17 protein-coding genes are annotated in these 19,221 nt (G+C 66.4%); 11 read left to right on the forward strand and 6 right to left on the reverse strand.

The window, feature by feature from the left end; translation table 11 throughout:
• The first annotated feature begins 245 nt into the window (after window positions 1–245).
• Entirely contained in the window at window positions 246–2,546 is a 2,301-nt protein-coding gene (locus ACOGXI_RS15125) for a DPP IV N-terminal domain-containing protein (protein WP_419939648.1), read from the forward strand.
• 2 nt (window positions 2,547–2,548) lie between these two features.
• Window positions 2,549–4,162 (forward strand): sigma factor-like helix-turn-helix DNA-binding protein, encoded by a 1,614-nt coding sequence (locus ACOGXI_RS15130; protein WP_419939649.1) that lies wholly within the window; start codon window positions 2,549–2,551, stop codon window positions 4,160–4,162.
• Between the two features lie 122 nt (window positions 4,163–4,284).
• Here the strand turns inward: ACOGXI_RS15130 and ACOGXI_RS15135 are convergent, their stop codons facing one another.
• From ACOGXI_RS15135 to ACOGXI_RS15145, 3 genes are all read right to left on the reverse strand, one after another.
• Window positions 4,285–4,776: a hypothetical protein gene (locus ACOGXI_RS15135; RefSeq protein ID WP_419939650.1), complete on the reverse strand. Its 492-nt coding sequence runs from the start codon at window positions 4,774–4,776 to the stop codon at window positions 4,285–4,287.
• Complete coding sequence (locus tag ACOGXI_RS15140; RefSeq protein WP_419939651.1) at window positions 4,769–6,874, reverse strand: GNAT family N-acetyltransferase; 2,106 nt, start codon at window positions 6,872–6,874, stop codon at window positions 4,769–4,771. The genes ACOGXI_RS15135 and ACOGXI_RS15140 overlap by 8 nt, the downstream gene beginning before the upstream one ends.
• A 956-nt stretch (window positions 6,875–7,830) precedes the next feature.
• Window positions 7,831–8,034, reverse strand: coding sequence for a hypothetical protein (locus ACOGXI_RS15145; RefSeq protein WP_419939652.1), 204 nt, complete (start codon window positions 8,032–8,034; stop codon window positions 7,831–7,833).
• Window positions 8,035–8,173: 139 nt separating this feature from the next.
• Here ACOGXI_RS15145 and ACOGXI_RS15150 point away from each other — a divergent pair, with 139 nt between their 5' ends.
• Complete coding sequence (locus ACOGXI_RS15150; RefSeq protein ID WP_419940255.1) at window positions 8,174–8,827, forward strand: hypothetical protein; 654 nt, start codon at window positions 8,174–8,176, stop codon at window positions 8,825–8,827.
• On the opposite strand, the gene ACOGXI_RS15155 is transcribed toward ACOGXI_RS15150, so the two are convergent.
• Window positions 8,725–9,048: a HigA family addiction module antitoxin gene (locus tag ACOGXI_RS15155; protein WP_419939653.1), complete on the reverse strand. Its 324-nt coding sequence runs from the start codon at window positions 9,046–9,048 to the stop codon at window positions 8,725–8,727. The genes ACOGXI_RS15150 and ACOGXI_RS15155 overlap by 103 nt on opposite strands.
• A gap of 100 nt (window positions 9,049–9,148) precedes the next feature.
• On the opposite strand from ACOGXI_RS15155, the gene ACOGXI_RS15160 reads away from it, so the two are divergent.
• From ACOGXI_RS15160 to ACOGXI_RS15170, 3 genes are all read left to right on the forward strand, one after another.
• The gene (locus tag ACOGXI_RS15160; RefSeq protein WP_419939654.1) at window positions 9,149–9,586 is read left to right on the forward strand and encodes a hypothetical protein; all 438 of its coding nucleotides are present in this window, start codon (window positions 9,149–9,151) and stop codon (window positions 9,584–9,586) included.
• Between the two features lie 65 nt (window positions 9,587–9,651).
• Window positions 9,652–10,014, forward strand: a complete 363-nt coding sequence (locus ACOGXI_RS15165) for a hypothetical protein (RefSeq protein ID WP_419939655.1) — start codon at window positions 9,652–9,654, stop codon at window positions 10,012–10,014.
• 60 nt (window positions 10,015–10,074) lie between these two features.
• The gene (locus tag ACOGXI_RS15170) at window positions 10,075–12,324 is read left to right on the forward strand and encodes a hypothetical protein (RefSeq protein WP_419939656.1); all 2,250 of its coding nucleotides are present in this window, start codon (window positions 10,075–10,077) and stop codon (window positions 12,322–12,324) included.
• Between the two features lie 190 nt (window positions 12,325–12,514).
• Here the strand turns inward: ACOGXI_RS15170 and ACOGXI_RS15175 are convergent, their stop codons facing one another.
• Together ACOGXI_RS15175 and ACOGXI_RS15180 are read right to left on the reverse strand one after the other, a co-directional pair.
• Complete coding sequence (locus ACOGXI_RS15175) at window positions 12,515–13,165, reverse strand: response regulator (protein WP_419939657.1); 651 nt, start codon at window positions 13,163–13,165, stop codon at window positions 12,515–12,517.
• Between the two features lie 13 nt (window positions 13,166–13,178).
• The gene (locus tag ACOGXI_RS15180) at window positions 13,179–14,207 is read right to left on the reverse strand and encodes a PAS domain-containing sensor histidine kinase (RefSeq protein ID WP_419939658.1); all 1,029 of its coding nucleotides are present in this window, start codon (window positions 14,205–14,207) and stop codon (window positions 13,179–13,181) included.
• 377 nt (window positions 14,208–14,584) lie between these two features.
• On the opposite strand from ACOGXI_RS15180, the gene ACOGXI_RS15185 reads away from it, so the two are divergent.
• The 5 genes from ACOGXI_RS15185 to ACOGXI_RS15205 all read left to right on the forward strand — a co-directional run bounded on the left by ACOGXI_RS15185 (window position 14,585) and on the right by ACOGXI_RS15205 (window position 19,157).
• Entirely contained in the window at window positions 14,585–15,811 is a 1,227-nt protein-coding gene (locus ACOGXI_RS15185; RefSeq protein ID WP_419939659.1) for a transglycosylase SLT domain-containing protein, read from the forward strand.
• Window positions 15,812–15,915: 104 nt separating this feature from the next.
• Window positions 15,916–16,953, forward strand: coding sequence for a PAS domain-containing sensor histidine kinase (locus ACOGXI_RS15190; RefSeq protein ID WP_419939660.1), 1,038 nt, complete (start codon window positions 15,916–15,918; stop codon window positions 16,951–16,953).
• 10 nt (window positions 16,954–16,963) lie between these two features.
• Window positions 16,964–17,623: a response regulator gene (locus tag ACOGXI_RS15195; protein ID WP_419939661.1), complete on the forward strand. Its 660-nt coding sequence runs from the start codon at window positions 16,964–16,966 to the stop codon at window positions 17,621–17,623.
• A 361-nt stretch (window positions 17,624–17,984) separates the two neighbouring features.
• Window positions 17,985–18,395 carry a carboxypeptidase-like regulatory domain-containing protein gene (locus tag ACOGXI_RS15200; protein WP_419939662.1) on the forward strand — a complete coding sequence of 137 codons (411 nt, stop codon included), beginning with the start codon at window positions 17,985–17,987 and terminating at the stop codon, window positions 18,393–18,395.
• A 150-nt stretch (window positions 18,396–18,545) separates the two neighbouring features.
• Entirely contained in the window at window positions 18,546–19,157 is a 612-nt protein-coding gene (locus ACOGXI_RS15205) for a hypothetical protein (protein WP_419939663.1), read from the forward strand.
• Window positions 19,158–19,221 lie beyond the last annotated feature (64 nt).

Genomic DNA, 19,221 nt, shown 5'->3' on the forward strand with positions numbered 1-19,221 from the left:
GTTGTATGTGGTATCTAGTTTCATGCATACCATAATCCTCATCCCGTGGTGTCCACAAGCAGGCGGTTGCCACCGCCCGCGAACGCCCGTGGCCGGGCCCTCGGACAACAAGCATCTTGGCGGTCCGGTTCATCCAGGTATCAATCGGAAGAAGGTCGATCGCTATGGCTCTCGTCCCGAATGCACGTTGCACGTCCGCAACCACACCTCTCGCGCTCCATCGCCTCGCCGTGGTGGTATGTGGCTTGGGGGCGGCGCTCTCTGTTCGCGGATCGCCGGCGGCTGGTCAGGACGCGCCCGCCGCGCTGACGGAGGCGGACTACGAACGGGCGGAGGGGCGGCTCGGGAGCCACACGAACCCGCTCGTGCTCGGGGCTTCCGTGCTTCCCGCCTGGCTGGACGACGGACGGTTCTGGTATCGGAACCGGTTCGAGGGTGGCACCGAGTACGTGATCGTCGATCCGGCCGCGGGGACGCGGGAGCGCGCCTTCGACCACGCGCGCATGGCCGCCGCGCTCACCGCGGCGAGCGGCGAGGAGTACACCGCCTTCGCGCTCCCATTCGGAGACCTCGCCCTGGAGGCCGGGTCGGTGCGCTTCGAGGTCGACGTCGAAGGGGAGACGCACGCCTGCGGGCTCGACCCCGACCGCTGCGAGGCGGTCCCGCCGCCCGAGGCCACGCCGGCCGGCCGCTTCGACATCGTGTCGCCCGATGGGACGAAGGCGGCCTTCATCCGCGATCACAACCTGTGGCTCCGTGACTTGGCCACGGGGGAGACGAGGCAGCTTACCGAAGACGGGGTCGAGGACTTCGGTTATGCGACGAACAACGCGGGCTGGGTGAAGAGCGACCGCCCCGTGCTCAAGTGGTCTCCCGACTCGCGCCGCATCGCCACCTTCCAGCACGACGGGCGCGGGGTGGGGATGATGTACATGGTGACGACGGAGGTCGGGCACCCCGAACTCGAGGCGTGGCGCTACCCGCTCCCGGAGGACTCCGTCATCTTCCGGATCCACCGCGTGGTGATCGACACGGAGGCGCCGGAGGGGAGCCGTCTGGTCCGCCTGGACATGCCCCCCGACCCGCACCGCTCCACGGTGTGCGACCACGTGGCCTGCCGCGGGAGCTTCTCCGATGTCGAATGGAGCGCCGATGGTTCCCGGCTCGTCTTCGTCTCGAGTTCAAGAGACCACAAGCGGGCCCTCGTCCGCATCGCCGACGCGGCCACGGGCGAGGTGCGCGACCTGTTCGAGGAGGTCGTGGAGACGTTCTTCGAGTCCCACGCGAACTGGCGCTATCTCTCCGAATCCGACGAGATCCTCTGGTACTCGCAGCGCGACGACTGGGGGCACCTCTACCTCTACGACGCGAACACCGGAGCACTGAAGCGGCAGGTGACGTCGGGCGCGTGGAACGTGGAACGCGTCCTCCGCGTCGACGAGGGGACGGGGGACATCCTTTTCATGGGGAACGGGCATGAGCCGGGCGATCCCTATTTTGCGTATCTCTACCGCGCGCTGCTGGACGAGGGCGATGTCGCGCTGCTCACGCCGGACAGCGCGAACCACGCGGTGTGGCTGGCGCCCGACGGGGAGACGTTCGTCGACCAGTACTCCACGCCGACGATGCCGCCCGTGACGGTCGTCCGGGACATGGACGGCGAGCTTCTGCAAACCGCCGAACGGGCGGACATCTCGCGCCTCGAGCGCAGCGGATGGCAGCCGCCCATCCCCTTCACGGTGAAGGCGCGCGACGGCGAGACCGATCTGTACGGACTGATGTTCCGTCCCTCGAACTTCGATCCGGCCGCGAAGTATCCCGTGATCAACTACCTGTATCCGGGGCCGCAGAGCGGGAGCGTGGGGAGCCGGAGCTTCCGCGCCGCGCACCGCGACCTGCAGTCGCTGGCCGAACTCGGGTTCGTCGTCATCGAACTCGACGCGATGGGCACGCCGAGGCGGTCGAAGACGTTCCAGGACGCCTACTACGGGAACATGGGCGACAACGGGCTCCCGGATCAGATCGCCGGCATCCGCCAACTCGCCGAGCGCCACCCGTGGATCGACAGCGGCCGGGTGGGGATCTACGGCCACTCCGGCGGCGGGTTCGCCTCCACGTCCGGGATCCTGCGCTACCCGGACTTCTACAAGGTCGCCGTCTCCCAGGCGGGGAACCACGACAACCGCAACTACGAGGACGACTGGGGCGAAAAGTACCAGGGGCTGCTCGAGGCGTACGCCGACGGCGCGACGAACTACGACAACCAGGCGAACCAGCTCGTGGCCGATAACCTCGAGGGGAAACTCCTCATCGCGCACGGCACGATGGACACGAACGTCCCGCACTCGAACACGATGCTGGTCGTGGACGCGCTCATCGCCGCGAACAAGGACTTCGATCTGCTGCTGTTCCCGAACCGCGGCCACGGCTTCGGCAACGAGCCCTACATGATGCGCCGCCGCTGGGATTACTTCGTCCGCCACCTCATGGGCGCCGAGCCGCCCGCCGAGTACGAGTTCGGCCGCCTCCAGCCCCTGGTGCCGTAACGGTGCTCGAAGTTGTAAACGTGCCTGCCGGTATCCGGCACACGCCGATTATTGCGACGGATCTCTCCGCTCGTACAAGAAACCTCCTGTTTCGCAACGGTTTGCGCACCATCGGAGAATTGGATGGCCTGTCCACCGCAGATCTCTTGTGGCTTGACCAGATAGGCCCCCGAGCCGCGACTGAGATCGTTGACTATTTCCGGCACCTTGCGACAATCGGGGCAACCCGGGAGACGTTCCAGGGCGACACGCCGACCATCGCCGGCCTCCCCCCGCACCTGGCCCCCGTTCCGATTTCGAGTCTCGCTCTCAACAGGGTTACGGTGGCGGTGCTCGATCAATGGGGTTGCCATACTCTCGGAGATTTACGCGACTGGGATCTCGCTCGTGTTCTCAGCCCGGCTCAACTTGCCAAGCTAGGTGGGTTGGTGGATGTCCTGCGTACGATTCCGATGGACAAGCTCGCCGAAATGAGCTGGGCCGAACCGGGCGGAGTAGGCGTTCCGGCCCTGGGCGCTGAGCTTCTGCGATCGATTGCGTCAGCGAAGACCCTGGACGAAGAGGTTGCGGCTCTCTGCGCGAACCTGGGCGACCGCAATCGAGAGCTGGTGCTTGCACGCCTTCGCTATCGTTCGGAGAGGCGGCCTACGTTGGACGAACTCGCCGAGGCAGCCGGGGTCTCGCGCGAAAGGGTCCGACAGATCGTAACCGGCCATCTCCGGAGGTTGGCCACATCGGGCCTGCGGCTGCCGATCGCTTCCCGGGTGGTTCGAGAGATCGATCTCGCAGGGGGGATCGCCTCCACCGCAGTCCTGGTCGAACGGTTGTCCGCTGAAGGCATCCTGCCGGACCGCTTGTCTGTCAGTCCTCTGGCGGAGCTCTCGGATGCCGGCCTGGTCCCGCAGACCGGTTGGGATCCGGAGATCCGTGTATGGGTTGGGGTCGAGGGTCACTCCGCCTGGATCGAGACGGGACGGCTCGGCGACGTCGTCGGGAGGCTGAAGGGTAAGGTGCGCGATGACCTTCGACGTGTCGGTGCGGTGAACGAACCTGCCCTCGAAAAACTCTCGCCCTTCGACGCGGGACATGCCGCGACCCTCGTTACACTACGCGGCAAGAGCTACAGTCGCGTTCTCGGGTATCTGGTCCCCAAGCCCTCCTCGGATTCATCGATGGTCCGACGAGTTCGAAAGATGCTGGCGGTTACGACTCCCCTGCCGATGGTCGAACTCCACTCGGGTCTTCTCCGCAGCCCCGGATTGGATCCGGTGCCGCCGCGGGACGTCGTGGAGTCGGTCCTGAAACAGCATCCGGGGTTTGAGGTCGCCGGGGGACTGGCCCGACTCAGCGGCAAGCCACCGCGGTCCGAGGTTCTGTCGAAGTCCGAACGCGCCCTGGTAGAGGTGATCGAGGAGCACCAGGGGATCATTCTCCTCCGGGAAATGGTCGATGGGATGAAGATGCGCGGCCTTTCCCAAGCGATGACCGCGACGCTGACCCGAAGCCCCATCCTCAGCAGAGTCTCGACTGCCGTCTACGCCCTGCGCGGACGCCGCGTGCCCGATCATCTGCTCTCGGCGCGCCGGAAAGAGTGGCTCGACTCACGGTCCACCTAATGTGCGGGACCATAGCTTCCGGGGATTGGTATCGCTGGCTGAGGAATGCCGAAGTCCGGGAAGGCGCGGCCGGGGGCGGAAGGCGTTCGTGCCGCTGCCGGAGGCATCGTCGTGACGATGTGTCAACCGGGCCCGGACGTCGCTTCGACCGGTCCTTGGCGGCTTGCGTCGGCGCGCTGCATTGCCGCGCTCAACGCCTCGCGCAGCGTTACGTCCAGGCTGTTCAGGTAGCGGAAGCTCTGCGGGGGGCGAAAGTTCGGCGCGTATCTGCGGGATTCCTCCAGCGAGACCTCGGCGAGGAGTCGGACGGGTCGCTCGATTTGGATTCCGAAAGCGCGGCTGGCCTCGCCGAAGTATCGGCGATACTCGGCTCGGGTCACACCGGCCGAAGCCTCCACTTGGGGCCACAGCGTTTCTGGAGAACCTTGCAAGACTCCGGTGACGCGGCAGAACCCGATGAATCGCGCCTCAGGCGCCGTTGTGTAGATCAGCAAGAAGTCGCCGGTTCCGATTCGGCGCGGAAGCACTCGGCGAAGCTCCACGGTCTTCTCGCCATCCAAGAGCTTCTCGGCGAACTTCGGCTGCACGGAAAAAACCAACGTCCGTTCATCCATCGCTTGGAACCCCTTCCCGATAGATTGCCTTGAAGAGTTCAGCCGACACACGAGACGGCGATTGAAGGAACGGCACTGGCACCCCCAGTTGAGCTGCGAGGACGCGGACCCGTGACAGATCAACCGGCTTCTTGAACGACTCAGTGTGGCCAAACCGGAAGGCTTCGATCGGTCCGAGTGGATCGCCCTTCGCCACGTTGCGAACGTCAGGCCACTTGAAGACACCATATCGCCTAAACCGCGAAAAGATCTCCTTGGCTGGGCCGCGCACGACCTCCTCCACCAGCGATGTTGCTGCGTAACACCTAGTGCTGGGGCGTTCACGCGAGTCCTTAACGTACCACAAGATTCGGGCCGGTTCCTCCACTCCCCTGGGGATCGAGGATCGATAGTACACGTTGTCCAATCGCAGCATCAACCGCGGATCGGATCCGAAAAGACTCTCCTCTACCAGCCGCGCGTGGAACAGCTGCGCTGCCCACTCGGGTTGTATGGGTATGCTGTACGACGGAAGAGCGGTGTCCAAGAGCTTCGCAGGCCACATCAGGCGTTCGCACGCGAACGCGAATTGAATCGGCATCTCCGATGGCTCGCGATCGAGAGCGCTCAGGGCCTCGTCCATCCAAGCGGGATCCGTGAAACCAGGATCGACCCTCCGCAGATGATCGGCAAGATCGCGCGTGCTTAGGACGCCGATGCCGTTTACCTTGGCCATGCCTTCGTCGGCAGGCTGGAAGCCCAGGACACCCAGGACGCCTTCCGCGGCCGGTGAAATGTGCTCATCCATCAAGCGGATGACGCCATGCCCCCCATGACGAGCCTGTTGGACGGCGAACCAGACAAGGTGGCGCGCTAGCACGTCGGAGAGAGGTCCACGCGTCGTTCGCAGCAGTTGAATCCTCGCCTCCTCGTCGCCGAAACGGACTAGGAGAAGGCCCCGCAGGCTACCGTCCTGCCCCCTTACGATCTGACCGTCGGACTGCGTCGGCTGAGCGAGGGCATTACGCAGAACCGTGACAATCTCGGATCTTCGTTCACTATGGGCGAACGCCTGAAACGTCTGCACGAGATCGTCGATGTCGGCATCGGCATACCGTCGCATGGTGAGGGTCGAGCCGGAAAGGCGAGTGGGGGCATAGCTCTGTCCCGTGAGTTCGACGTGGGTTCGTGCAATGAAATCGGCGGGACGAGTGACGACGAGCCCAATGCTCTTCTCGATGTGAGAAGCGAGGTCAAGAAGGTTGGTATCCCTGGTGACGAAGAAGTGAGCGCCACCGAGCATGGACAAGACGAGGTGCTGGCGATCCGATTTGTCCTGCTCTGACTCGCCGGGACCGATGGCGTTGGTGAGCTGCCGGTGGAGTTGTCGGGTAAGGTCGTGATCAGTGGCGGTAAGGGAGCGAAAGCCTCGGGCGTACTCCCGGAGTGCTCGATGTGCCGCCGCGTCGGAGTTTCGGGCAAGCTCCGTGAAGATCTCGTCGGTTACGACGTATTCGATGGAATCCTCGAGCCAATCAGCGAGGAGTGATTTCGATTCCTCTTGCTCCGGTTCGGATGGGTCCCCGTGCAGGTCGATCAGGACGTTGGCGTCGAGAGCGACGATGATCCGCTCCGAGGGCGCTGTGGAGAAGAGATCCGGTAGGTCGAAATCGCGCCACCACACGCCGAGCCTGGTGGGTTCTCGGGTCGCTCGTCCGTCTACTTCATTGCGATGCGTGAATCCGAGCCTCGGCCAGATGTCATTCGCAGGAAAGTCGATGCGGCACTTGGCGAGGATTCCAGCAAAGCCCAAGGACTGTTCGGAGACGTAATCGACGAGGGCTTTGGCGATCCCTCGCCCCCGTCGGTCGCTGGCGACACACAGGTGCACCAGCGTTATCGTGAGGTTCCGGGTACGAAAAGCGACGTAACCGACGAGGCGCTCATCCTCAACGCAGGCGAGCACTTGGCTGCGGGAGGCGTAGTCCTCGAAGGCACCCTCCGGGAAGAAGCCGAGCGTCTTCACGTTCGCGCGACCCAGCGCCATCACGTCGCGAAGCAGTTCACTCCCCGGTTCGGTGGGGATGATCTTTCGTGTCGTCGAGTCTTTGTCAGGCATGCGGCGTCGGTGTGGTCCTCTCGAAGGGGGTGGCCGGAGAAACGGGGGGCCTCGATGATGATGTCCCGACCTACACGCCCGGTCGGTGGCAACTCGCATGACCGGGCATGACATGGCTACGAGTGAAAGCGGCGAACGTCAAGCACCGAGGTTCTCCTGCGGGCCGGAGGCGCTGCGGCCACGGGAGCGACGGCACCCGCGAATGCCGAACGCGACACCGGCTTTGGTGGAGCAGCGGGTGGTGGCGTTTTCGCTGGCGCACCCGGGGTTCGGTCCGAAACGGGTGTCGGCGGAGCTGAGGCGTGCGAAGTGGAGAAGCGGCCGGCGCCGAAGGTGGGCCGCCTGGAGGTGGACGGGCCGGGAGAGCCGGTGCAGTTGGACTGTTTCCGGGTCGGCAAGCTCAGGGGTACACAGGGACGTGGTGTGGCAGTACACGGCGATCAACGGGAGCGCCCATACGTGGGCCGAGTTGCACGTGACGCCGCACAACCCGGCCTCGCGCTACGCCTCCGGGTTGGCGCGGTGGGTGGCCGCAGATCTGAAGCGGTTCGGCTGGGAGCTGGGGGCGGTGATGATCGACAACGGCAACGAGTTCCCGGCGCGGGCGTTCCGGGAGACGGTGGCGAGCCTCGGCGCGGAACACCGTTTCATCCGCAGCGGACGGCCCCAGACCAACGGCTGCGTGGAGCGGGTCCACGGCACGATCCTCGAGGAGTGCTGGAAGCCTGCCTTCGCCCAGTACCTCGTGCCGGGCTTCTCGGTCTCCGCCGCGATCTGGAGAGATATCTTCGCTACTACAACGAGGACCGCGCCCGCCCCGGACGCTGGACTCGGGGCCGTACGCCGATGGAGGTCATCGGCGCCAACAAGATGTGGTCAGGCCGGTGAACCTGTCGCACCGACTCCGGATCAGGACAGGCTAGGCCCGCTCAGGCGTTACGAAACAGGAAGGGCGTTTAGGAAAGCTCTACCCGGTCTAGCCGCTCATAGAACAGAGTGCCACGGCTTCCGTTGTCTTCCCATTTCACGCGGGCATGGCGCCCCTCCCCATCTTTCACTTCTACGGTGGTGCCGTCTTCTGAACCGTTGTCGCGGAGGTGGCGAGACGCAGCAACGAGAAAGTCTTTCCATTCGTCTACTTCGATGATCAGTGAATCCATCGTTTATCTCTACTATTCATTGTAACCGGAACGCACGGCCGATTGCCGAACGCTGACATTTATTGAAACTATGAAACTACTAACGAAAGGTCAAGTAACTTATGCAAAGGCCCGAGCTGCCGCGAGGTGGGGTCAAAAGGTGTGTAAATTCGAGGAAGTGCGCGGACTGATCGAAAAGATGATCCGGTCCGGCTCGGCAGATGCCCAGAAAGCCGGAGCGCAATTGGCAGGGCTGGCAGTCCTGTATGGCCATGACGCAGACGATTTAGTCGCGGGATCGATGGAAGGCAGTGTCGACCATCGGCAAGGAATCGCGGAGGTCGCGTCCCAGAACGTCGCGGCATCAACGTATCGCGCTTGGTGCGAGCGATATCTGACGGTCCTGTTCGATGACGAAGACGAAGCTGTGAGGCAGCGAGCAGCGACCTGTTTCCGACAGTTCGAGGACCGTGGACTCGAGGGGTATGAGGAGCTGATCGGGGCGTTCGTCGAGAGCCGAGCGTTCCCGCAGAGTGCCCACGAGGTCCTTTACGCCCTGAAACGAGCACGCAGTCGATTGCCCGGCGTGACTTGTTTGGTGTGCGAACGGTTTCTCGACCACTTCGGAGAGAGTGCAGGAGACATCAGCACGCGGGCGTCGGGGCGAGCGATGGATGTGGCGGAACTGGTGTTCCGCACCTACCAGCAGCATCAGGGGGACGAGTGGGGAGACAAGGCTCTCGATCTGATTGATCGCTTGTGCCTCGCGCAGGCGTTTGGAGTACGCGAGGGGTTCGATGAGTTCGACCGATAGCGATGCCGGTCGTAGGCCGATTGAAGGCGATACCAGGTCTCAGCCCCGCCTCCAAACGCCTTGTCCAGGCGGATCGCCATTTCCGGAGAGATGCCCGACCGGCCGTTGACGAGTTCGGAGAGCTGCTTTCGGCTGACCCCCAGCCTCCGCGCCGCCTCCGTCCCGGTGAGCCCCAGGGGCTCCAGGCAATCGTGGCGCACGGACAGGCCCGGATGCGGCACGTCCGGGGGGTGACGCTGGCACGCCTCCGAGCGTCATCTCGATGGTGGCCGGGCCCCTTTACTGACCGAGCCAGCCGGACTTCGGACTTGGAGACGCTCGATGAGACGCCGTGCCGTGCTGTTCATTGCCCTGACCGCGACGGTGGCCTGTGGTGCGGGACGACCCCAGATCATGACGCGTCCGGCAAGTGTGCCGGCTGGTGGACTCGACTGCGTGCTCGTGACGTTGCAGCGCCTCGGCTACATGATCACGGCCGGCGACCGCTCCCTCGGGTTCGTGCGGGCGGAACGTCCCGCCCGACCGTCGCTCTTGTCATCAAGATCGGGGACCACTGATGTCCTGCTCGTGAACTACGTGACCTCAGGCACGGAAGACGACCCGTCGGACGATGCGATCTCGGTGAGAGCCTCGCGGAAAGGAAAGTCTGCCACCGAAAAGGGTCCAACGTCGCAAGCCATCTCGGAAGCCGAGCGGTTGCTGGACCAGTGTGGGGAGAGCCGAACGCCGGGCGAGACCGGCAACCGGGCGGACGCCTGAAGAGTGGTTGCGGAATCGACGTCCGCCCTCGCAAGAAAAGGCGTGCGTGACTCCGGAGGTGATCAATGAGACGCTTCGCGGCGGTGTTCATGGCCATGATCGGAGCGGCGGCCTGTGGGCCGCTGATCATGACCCGTCCGGCGGACGTGGACGCGGGTGGATTCGACTGCGTGAGTTCGACGCTGCAACGCCTCGGATACATGATCACGGACGGTGACCGCTCCCTCGGATTCGTGAGAGCGGAACGCACGCGGGGGCTGCTGCGGGAAACCGATGTGCTTGTCGTCAACTACATCGTGGCGGGTACGGTGGACGACGAATCGCAAGATACGATCCAGGTGAGAGTCTCCGACCCGGCTGGACAAGGTCCGAGCAACGAAGGTGTGTCCCACGCCGAGCACCTTCTGGACCGGTGCGGGAAGCTCTGAACCACGGCTCCCCGAATGCGTGAAAGGGAGCGGCCGACCCCATCATTGAGGGTCGCTGCGTTGGCGGCCATCCTGCTGGCCGCCAACCTGCAGGGCAGGGCGTCCGCGCAGACGCCCGACTCCCTTACCTCGATCACGCTTCCTCCAGATCCCGCCCAAAACGCCTACCTGGACGACACCGCACGCGAACTCGTGCTCGGGCTGAAAGCCGCCCGGGACACCGCGCGACTGACCATCGACGCCTACACGGCGCTGATCCGCGAGCGGGCGGGCTTCGAGATGCCCTCCTACCAGCGCAATCGGCCCTGGATGCACGGCGAACGCACAGCGCGCGTACGGTGGTCGCGCGACGAGCCCGCCGTCGTCCACGTGCTTGCGGCACGGTTCCGGCATGCGCTGGTCGATCCCGAAGACTCCGATTTCTTCACCGGGCTGCAGATGGAACGATTCGCGGCCGACCCGCTGGGCGACCCGTTCGCGTTCGGCTTCACGGCCTTCGGGCCGTGGCCGGAGGCCGAAACCACCACTCGCAGCCCGTTGGGGCCGGCTGCCGAGCGCTACTACCAGTTCCGTTCCGGCGATACGACGACCGTCCGGTTGAGCGACGGGAGCACCGTGCGAGCGGTCGCCGTCACGGTGATCCCACGCTACCGCAGCATCCGCCTCGTCTCCGCGATCTTGTGGATCGACGCGGAGTCTTTGGGCCTCGCGCGCGTCGCCTACCGGCTGGCCAAACCCGTCGGCCGCGAGATGACCTGGCGCCTTCGGAGCGGCGGACGCTGGCGTCCGAATCTGTATATGTACATCGGCCCCCGTGACTCCTCCCACGACGCACCCGCACCCGATTCGATTCCCGATCCGCCCGGGTTTTTCGACCGGCTGGTCAACGGGGCGTTCAACGGCGCGTTGCCCCGCCCGCGGCTGGATGTCTCGACGGTAGTCGTGGAGTACGAACGCTGGGAGGCACGCCACTGGCTGCTCCGCAGCGTGACTTGGCGGGGGGACATGGGGGCGATGGAGGGTGCCACGGCCTCCGGTCTCGCGCCGCTCGCCGTTCCCGTGATGATCGACTGGACGCTCGACATCGAGGACATCCGTGAACGCGGCGCGGAGGCCACTCCCGGGACGCCGGCCACGGCCGCAGCGGCGCTTCGGCTCTGGCGCCAGGAAGGGGACAGCATCAGCGGGGCGCTGTCGGAGGCGGAACCCGGCGAGATGGTGACGATCACACCCGCGGACCGGGAGGCGCTGGTCGCGAGCGACCTGCTGCCCCCGACCGTGTGGGAGGAGGATCGCGGAGTCGACGACGCCACCGTCGAGCGGATCGCGGCGGAACTCGCGGCCATCGGTTCCGGCGAAGGAGGCGACCGGGCCGAAGCGCCGAGCCCCTGGCTGTTCGACGCCCCAGGCAAGACGCTGAGGCTCCTGCGCTACAACCCCGTGGAACGCGTGTCGGTGGGGACCCGCCTGCAACGCCAGTTCGGGTGGGGACGGGCGGCGTTGACGGCGAGGATCGGCACTGGCGGCGTGGAGCCGCCGGACATCGACCTCACCCTGCAGCGGAACCACCCCGGCCACACGATGCTCGTCTCCTTCTACCGGTCGTTGCGGCACGGCGAGCCGGGGATAGGCGGTGGAAGGCCCGGCATCTACGCGACGGGGGACCCCGAGGACTTCCATTGGTCGCAGGGCGCGGCGGTTCGATTCCTGCCTGCGCTTGGTCACCGCAACTGGTTCTCGCTTCGCCTGTTCGCCGAGCAGGACGCCGCCATCTCGAGCGACCTCAAGCGGAACCGGGGCGGGGCCGCCGTCACATGGGCGCCCTGGTGGGGCACGCTGGAGCCGGGATCGTTCGGCGCGGGTGGGCGAGCGAGCGTCCGTGCATCGGCGGGCCACAATCCCCACGTACGGGCCGTCGTCGAGGGGACGATGGTGATCCCCCTGTCTTCCCGGCTATTCCTCGGAATGCAGGCCGGAACGGCCCGGGTGTGGGGCGATCCGGCCCCGCACGACCTCTGGCACATCGGTGGTGGGAGCGGTCGGTGGCTCCGGGGCCACGCGCAATCGGTCCGGGGATCGCGAATCCACATGGCCAGAGTCGACCTGCAGCGGCGGATCCGCTTCCTCCGCCTCTCCGTGTTCGGCGACTGGGCGTCCGCCAGAGGGAACGATTTCTATGCGGTGGGTGCGGGACTCGTCTTCATGGACGGCTTCCTGCGGTTGGATGTGGCCCGCGGGCTGGGGTCTAACGGAAGGGGTGGCGCCGACCCCGTCCTGAAGCTGCATTTCCGCGGCGACGCCTGGTTCTAATGGCCCAACTGAAGTTGACTGCGTCGGTGGCGGGAGTCCGGCCGCTCGCAGCGTTATGCCTCGCGGATGGGTGAACGTCGGGCCGGTTGACGGCGGGACCGCTCAAGCGGTGACCTTCGGCCAGCACGGCCGGCCTTGTGATGCGAGAGCTGCGGGGGCCGGGAAAGCCAGCGGGGTCGGCGGGGCTCCGCTACTCCTCGGCTTCGGGCCGCAGGAGCCCGTTTTCGAGCGCGAAGCGCACGATGTCGCGCCGGTTCCCGAGGCCCAGCTTCAACTTGGCGCGGGAGATGTAGCCCTCGACGGTCTTGCGGCTGAGGCACATCTCCCGGCCCGCCTCCGCGGCGGAGAACCCTCGTGCGGTCAACTCGATCACGGTCCGCTCGCGATCCGAGAGCGGCTCCGGCTCTTCGCCCGCGCCGCGCCGCTGTTTCTTCTGACGCGCGATGAGCTCGGCCGCTCTGCGCGGCAGATACGAGTGGCCGCGCACGACCGCTTCGATGGCTCCCATGAGATCGGTATCGGCGGCCGACTTGTTCAGAAAACCATCCGCGCCGGCGTTGAGGGCGGGCAGCAGGAACTCGTCCTCGTCGTGGACGGTGAGAACCAGGACCTTCGTTTCGATGCCGAGGGCGGCGATGCGCCGGGTCGCCTGAACTCCGTCCATGCCGGGCATCGCCAGATCCATGACGACGATGTCCGGTTCCAGGATCCGGGCCTTCCTCACCGCCTCCTCGCCCGACGACGCCTCCCCCACGACCTCCGCCCTTCCGGATGCTTCAAGCAATGCCCGGAGACCGGCGCGCACGACTGCGTGATCGTCGACGAGGAGCGCCCTCACCATCGTCGCCGGTCCCTCATCCGTTCCGTCCGTCCGTACTCTGGACGGGAACGGAGGCGCGGACCGTCGTTCCCCCGTCCGGCGAGGTTTGCACGACGACGGAGCCTCCGACGAGCGCGGCCCTCTCGCGCATCCCGGCGAGGCCCACGCAGCCATCGCCCGGCACCCCCTCCGTGTCGAACCCGCACCCCTCGTCCCGGATGGTGGCCGTGACCGTCCCGTTCGCCGACTCGAGGGTCACGGTCGCCTCGCTCACCCCCGCATGCCTCACCGCGTTGCCCACCGCCTCCTGTACGATCCGGTAGAGCGCGAGCGTGGCGACCTCGTCCAATTCGCCGCCCACCCGGCCCAGGCTGGCGTGGACCGTGAACCCGTACACGTCCTCGATGTCGCGGAAGACGGAGCCGAGGGCGGAGGAAAGCCCCCCGTGGTCCAGTTCCGGTGGCAGGAGTCCCCGGATCATGCGCTTGACGCCAAGGATCGTGCCGCGGATGTCTTCGGCGACCTGCGCCCGCGCACGCTCCCTTGCCCCGTCGTCCCTCTCGTCGGCCAGCAGCTTCACCCGGATCTTCAGCGCAACGAGGTTCTGGAGGAACTCGTCGTGCAGTTCGCGCGAAAGGTGCTTCCGCTCCTGCTCGGCCGCCGCAACGAGCATGCCCGAAAGGCGCCGCACCCGCTTCCAGGAGGAAATGTCGCGGACCGCGCAGATCACGTGTTCCCGGCCCCGTCCCAGCTTCGAGGGGCTCAGGCTGATCTCGACCGGGATCGTCGTGCCGTCCTTGCGCAGGGCTTCGAGTTCAAGTCCCTCGCCCATCGGGCGGGGCTGCGGCGACTCTCCGTAGCGTCGGCGGTGCCGGCGGTGCCGGCCGTGGCTGGCGTCGGGAATCAATCGCTCGACTTCGCTGCCCTCAAGTTCCTCCCGACTCCATCCGAACATCGCGATGGCCTGCCGGTTGAGGTCCTGGATCACCCCGTCCGCATCCACCACGAGCATCGCGTCCGGCGAGGCGTCGAACACGGCGGTGTAGTCGCTTTGGGTGAGCACGCCAAACTCCGTTCCGTCTCCCGCGCGGCCCTTGCAGCAGGGCGGCGGGATCAAGGCTCGCGCCGATGCGCACCGCGGCACGGCTCAGCTCGGATACAATCGCGGTTCCAACGGTCCCTCTATCCTACGACTTGAAATCCGATCCTTGGGCGAGAGATCGGGCTGTTTCGGCGAGCGTTTGGCGATGATTTCGCGCGGACTCTCCGCGAGCCGGTGAGGACCGCGGGGGGAATTTCCCCGCAGCCCGAACCGGGTTTTTCCCGTCACAAGCCGAGGGTTTTTCCCGGTACGGGCGCCGGCCAGCGTCTCCTACCTTTCTTCTGCCCTTTCTTCTGCGGGATTCGACGGGCCTTCGGAACTGCCGAAAATGGAGGAGTATGAACAGGTGGCTGACGCGTTTCGTCCTCGCCATCCCCGCCGTGGCTCTGGCCGTCATGTCCGTCAAGGTGAACAGCCGGGACGCGGATGCCGTCCTGGCCCGTACCTCCCACCGGATCGAGGACAGCGTGGCGCGGAACGAGTGGAACTGCGGTGGCCGGGACGGTCGTCCGTGCAACGCCTACGTCGAGATCGGGTCACCGGCGGCTCGTGACGGGTTGATCGAGGAGGAGGTTGCCCGGTGGCTGGATCGTTGGGGGACCAAGGGGCGGGGTCCGGTGCAGCGCGGCCTGAAGCGAATGGGCAGGTACGAGGACTATATCGACGCCGAATTGGCGGCGCGGGACCTGCCGCCCTCGCTCCGCTACCTTCCCCTCATCGAGGCCGACTATTACCACTTGGCCGTTTCGCCGGCGGGGGCGGGCGGGCTCTGGCAATTGATGCCCGAGACCGCCCGGTGGCTCGGGCTCGAGGTCAACTCGTTCGTGGACCAGCGCTTTGACGTGCATGCGGCCACCGAGGCCGCGCTGGACTATCTGGTTGTTCTCCATGACCGGTTCCAGTGCTGGTTTCTCGCTTTGGCGGCCTACAACGGAGGGCCGACACGGATCGAGAGGGCGATCCGGCGGCACGGCGGAACCCGGCCCCGCAACGACGCCCTGTTCGGGCATATCCGCGACCGGTTGCCGGAGGAGACCCGGGACTTCGTTCCCCGGTTCCTCGCAAGCGTTCGCCTGGCTGGCGACCTCTCGACCGCCAGGCGTGCCGCATCCGAAAAGGATCCGCCGGAGCGCTTCGATGTTGTCCGTGTCGAGGGAGCCGCGTCGGCGGATGTCCTCGCCGAGGCCGCGGGCATCGCCGAAGACGAGTTCAGGACTCTGAACCCCCACCTCCGCATCGGTCTGGTCCCGGCGGGCAGATCGACACGTTTGCACGTCCCCGCCGGCGCGGGTGAAGTGTTCCTCGCCCGCTTCGCCGAAATCCCGGTCGGGGAGCGTTCCACCATGCGGGAACACATCGTCGCCCCGGGCGAAGCGTTGGCGCGCATTGCACGACGGTACGGTGTTGCCTTGGACGCTTTGCGCACAGTCAATCCGGACGTGGAGCCTCGGCGCATGCAGATCGGAACCGTTCTCGTGATTCCCCGTAGCGAAGGAGCGTTGACCGCCGGCTCCCGAATTGCAACCAACCCTTCACCAACCCGGTCGACGAAAGGACGGGATTGACAATCCCGTGCCGGGCGCATCTCCTGAGTGAGAGCGAGCCGGTACGGGAGGAGCCTTGCGGTCGCGGCAAGCCGGCTCGCCTGCACGAAGGGACGGAGCCGGGAGTGCTCGACCAAGGGGACTACACCGCCGTGTTCGACGCTTCGCCGGACGCGATGCTGGTCGTGGATGCGGAAGGCGTGATCCGCGACCTCAACCGTCAGGCGGTGACGATGTTCGGGTGGAGCCGGGAGGAGCTGGAGGGCCGCAAAGTCGAGCGGCTGATTCCCGACGCGAGCCGGGTCCGGCACCGGCGGCACCGCGCGCGCTACGGCGAGGCCCCGCAGCCCCGTCCGATGGGCGAGGGACTCGAACTCGAGGCCCTGCGCAGGGATGGCACGACGATCCCGGTCGAGATCAGCCTGAGCCCGTCGAGACTGGGACGGGGCCGGGATCACGTGATCTGTGCGGTGCGCGACATCTCGGCCTGGAGGCGGATGCGGCGCCTGTCGGGGATGATGATCGCGGCGGCCGAGAACGAGCGGAAGCATCTGTCGCGCGAATTGCACGACGAGTTCCTCCAGTCGCTCGTGGCGCTGAAGATCCGGGTGAAGCTCCTGGCCGACGAGAAGGACCACGGGGAGAGAGAACGGGCGCGGGCGAGGGTCGCCGAGGACATCGCGGGCACGATCCTCGGAGTGAAGCGGATGATCCGGGGACTCCTGCCGCCGGAGCTGGACCGCCAGGGGATTTCCGCCGCCCTCGGCTCCATATTCCGCGACGTCGAGGACGTTTACGGGTTTACGGTCCACGCCAGGCTGGAGCGGGTGGACGGCCGGTTGGACCCGGTCGCCGCGGTCGCGCTGTACCGTATCGTGCAGGAGGCGGTGACCAACGCGGCACAGCACGCCGAAGTCAGCGAGGCCGTCGTGACGCTCGGGGCGGCGAACGGGGCGGTCAGGGCGACCGTCCGCGACGAGGGACGCGGCTTCGATTTGCCCGATTCGGAGGCGCTGGGCGGCGATGCCTTCTTCGGCATCGCCGGGATGCACGAGAGGGCGGCCCTCGTCGGCGGCACGCTCGCCGTGCAGACCTCTCCGGGCAGGGGAACCACTGTCCGCGCCTCCGTGCCCGCCAGGGGTTGGGAGCCGAAAAAGGAATGAGACACCGCCAATGATGGTGAAGGCGCTCCTCGTCGATGACCACGCGGTCGTGCGCGCCGGTCTCAGGGCGTTGCTGGAAGCATCCGGGCGGGTGGACATCGTGGGAGAGGCATCGTCGGGAGAGGAGGCGGTGACGAAGGCCCGGAAGCTCGAGCCCGACATCGTCATCATGGACCTGGCGATGCCCGGCATGGACGGAATCCAGGCGACGCGGCGCATCGCCGCCCTCGGCATCGAAACGAAGGTCCTGGTTCTCACCGTCCACGACGAGGACGAGTTCCTGCTGCCCGCCCTCGACGCGGGCGCGTCGGGTTTCCTGAACAAGTCGGCCGCCGACACCGATCTCATGGGAGCCCTGGAGGCGGTCGCGCGCGGCCACTCCTATCTGCCCAGGCGCGCGGCCGCACTCATCGCGCGCCGGGAAGCGCGGCGACGCCGTGCGGGCCGCCAGGCGGAGCCGGAGCCGCTCTCGGATCGCGAGCGGACCGTGATCGAGTTGACCGCGCGGGGGTTCTCCGCCGCGGAGGCGGGCCGGGAGATGTGCCTCAGCCGCAAGACCGTCGAGGGCTACATCTCCCGCGCCAAGTCGAAGCTGGGCCTCGCGAACCGGCGCGACATCGTGCACTTCGCTCTCGAAAGCGGGCTCCTGCGGACCGAGGCGGAGGAGTAGCGGAACCCCGCAACCCGACGCGTAGTCCGCCACGGTCCCCCGCAAAGGGATGACGGGGATTTCCCGCCAGGAAGGTTGCGGGTTTCTCCCGTCAGGATTGAGGGAATTCTCCTCTCACCGCCCATGGACGAGGTTCCGCATCTTGGGCCGTCAGCGGCAGGGGTGCACCCTCCGTTGTCACCCAGGGCGGAGAATCCGGACCATGCAACACGACATCGCGACGACGCCATCATCGGTCACCGGGCCTTATACCGAGCAGGGCGACGCGACGGGCCCGTCGCGGATCGCTCCGCCCGGCAGGGGACGGCCGCCCAGCAGGCAAAGGCCGTCCAGCAGGCAACGGCCGGGGAACAAGTACGAAATGTACCAGCTCGCGGTCGCTTTGTTGCTGTTGTCCGCCGCGGCGCTGATGTCCGCCATGTCCGCGCGCAACGAGAATCCGTGGCCAGCGATGTTCGACGACGCCATCGTGGGGCAGGTGCTGATCGACGGACGGGGAGCGGACGGGGTGACCGTCTCCCTGGACGCCGGCGCGCCGACTGAAACGCGCACGGGAGGCCTGTTCCGGTTCGACGGCGTGGAAGCCGGCACCCATACCGTCACCATCAGCAACTATCCGGCGCATGCGAGCTTCGGACGCACCGCAGCGACCGCGATCATTGCGAACGATGGCGACGGGCCGGCGACCGTGAACTTCTTCGGCTCGTACCTCCGCTCCTCCCCCAACAACGGGGCCGTATCGCAAGAGCGCCGTCTCGCCGGCGCGCGGTAGCGCCGGAAGGCACTCGAATCGGTGGTTGGGGATCACCTGTCCCGTCGACTACGACCTCGAGGACGACGCGACGGCCGCGTGACGATGGTCCCGCATACGTCGTCAACAGGGAGTCGCGCGAAAAGAGAGACATCGATGAAGGAGACACCGATGAACAAGAGAATCTGGTCGCGAACGTTGGCGTCCGCGCTCCTGGTGGCCGGTTGCGGCGATTCGACCGCACCCGCATCGGTCCCCGGGCCGGAGGAAAGCGGCGACAGGTTGACCGTGGCGGAGTCGCACACGCTCATGGGGCTGCTCGCGGGTCTCGGAGTGGAGGAGTCCGATTCGCCGGGAGCTCCCGAGCTGCCGTTTACGATCGCCTGTCCCGGGGGCGGCACGGCGCTTGGGGCCGGGATGATCTCGACGATCGAGGAGTCCGAGGGGACGGCCAAGCTGGAGATCGACGTAGAGATCGAGCTGCGCGACTGCGTACTCAGGGGTGAGGGAGTCGCCTTCGCGCTGACGGCCAACCCCGGCTTCGAGCAGACCGGGACTGTGGCGTGGACGGTCGATGGCCTCGACTTCACCTTGGATACCGACCTGCGAATGAGCGGCGAGTTCTCCTTCGATGTTGGGGACCGGAGCGGTTCCTGCAGCGCGGACTTCACGTACACGGAGCGCATCTCGACCGAGCAGAACGTTCGGTCATGGGCCCGGATGGGCCGGCTCTGCGGGCACGATCTGGAGGAGCAGGTGGCCGGCATGTGGTCGGCCCGCTGAGGGTTACTGCTGCCGGGCTCATCCTCACTGCGGGTCCACTCGCCGCCCAGACGGATCTCGGGTT

It is taken from the genome of Candidatus Palauibacter sp. (assembly GCF_965208055.1).
GTDB lineage: Bacteria > Gemmatimonadota > Gemmatimonadetes > Palauibacterales > Palauibacteraceae > Palauibacter.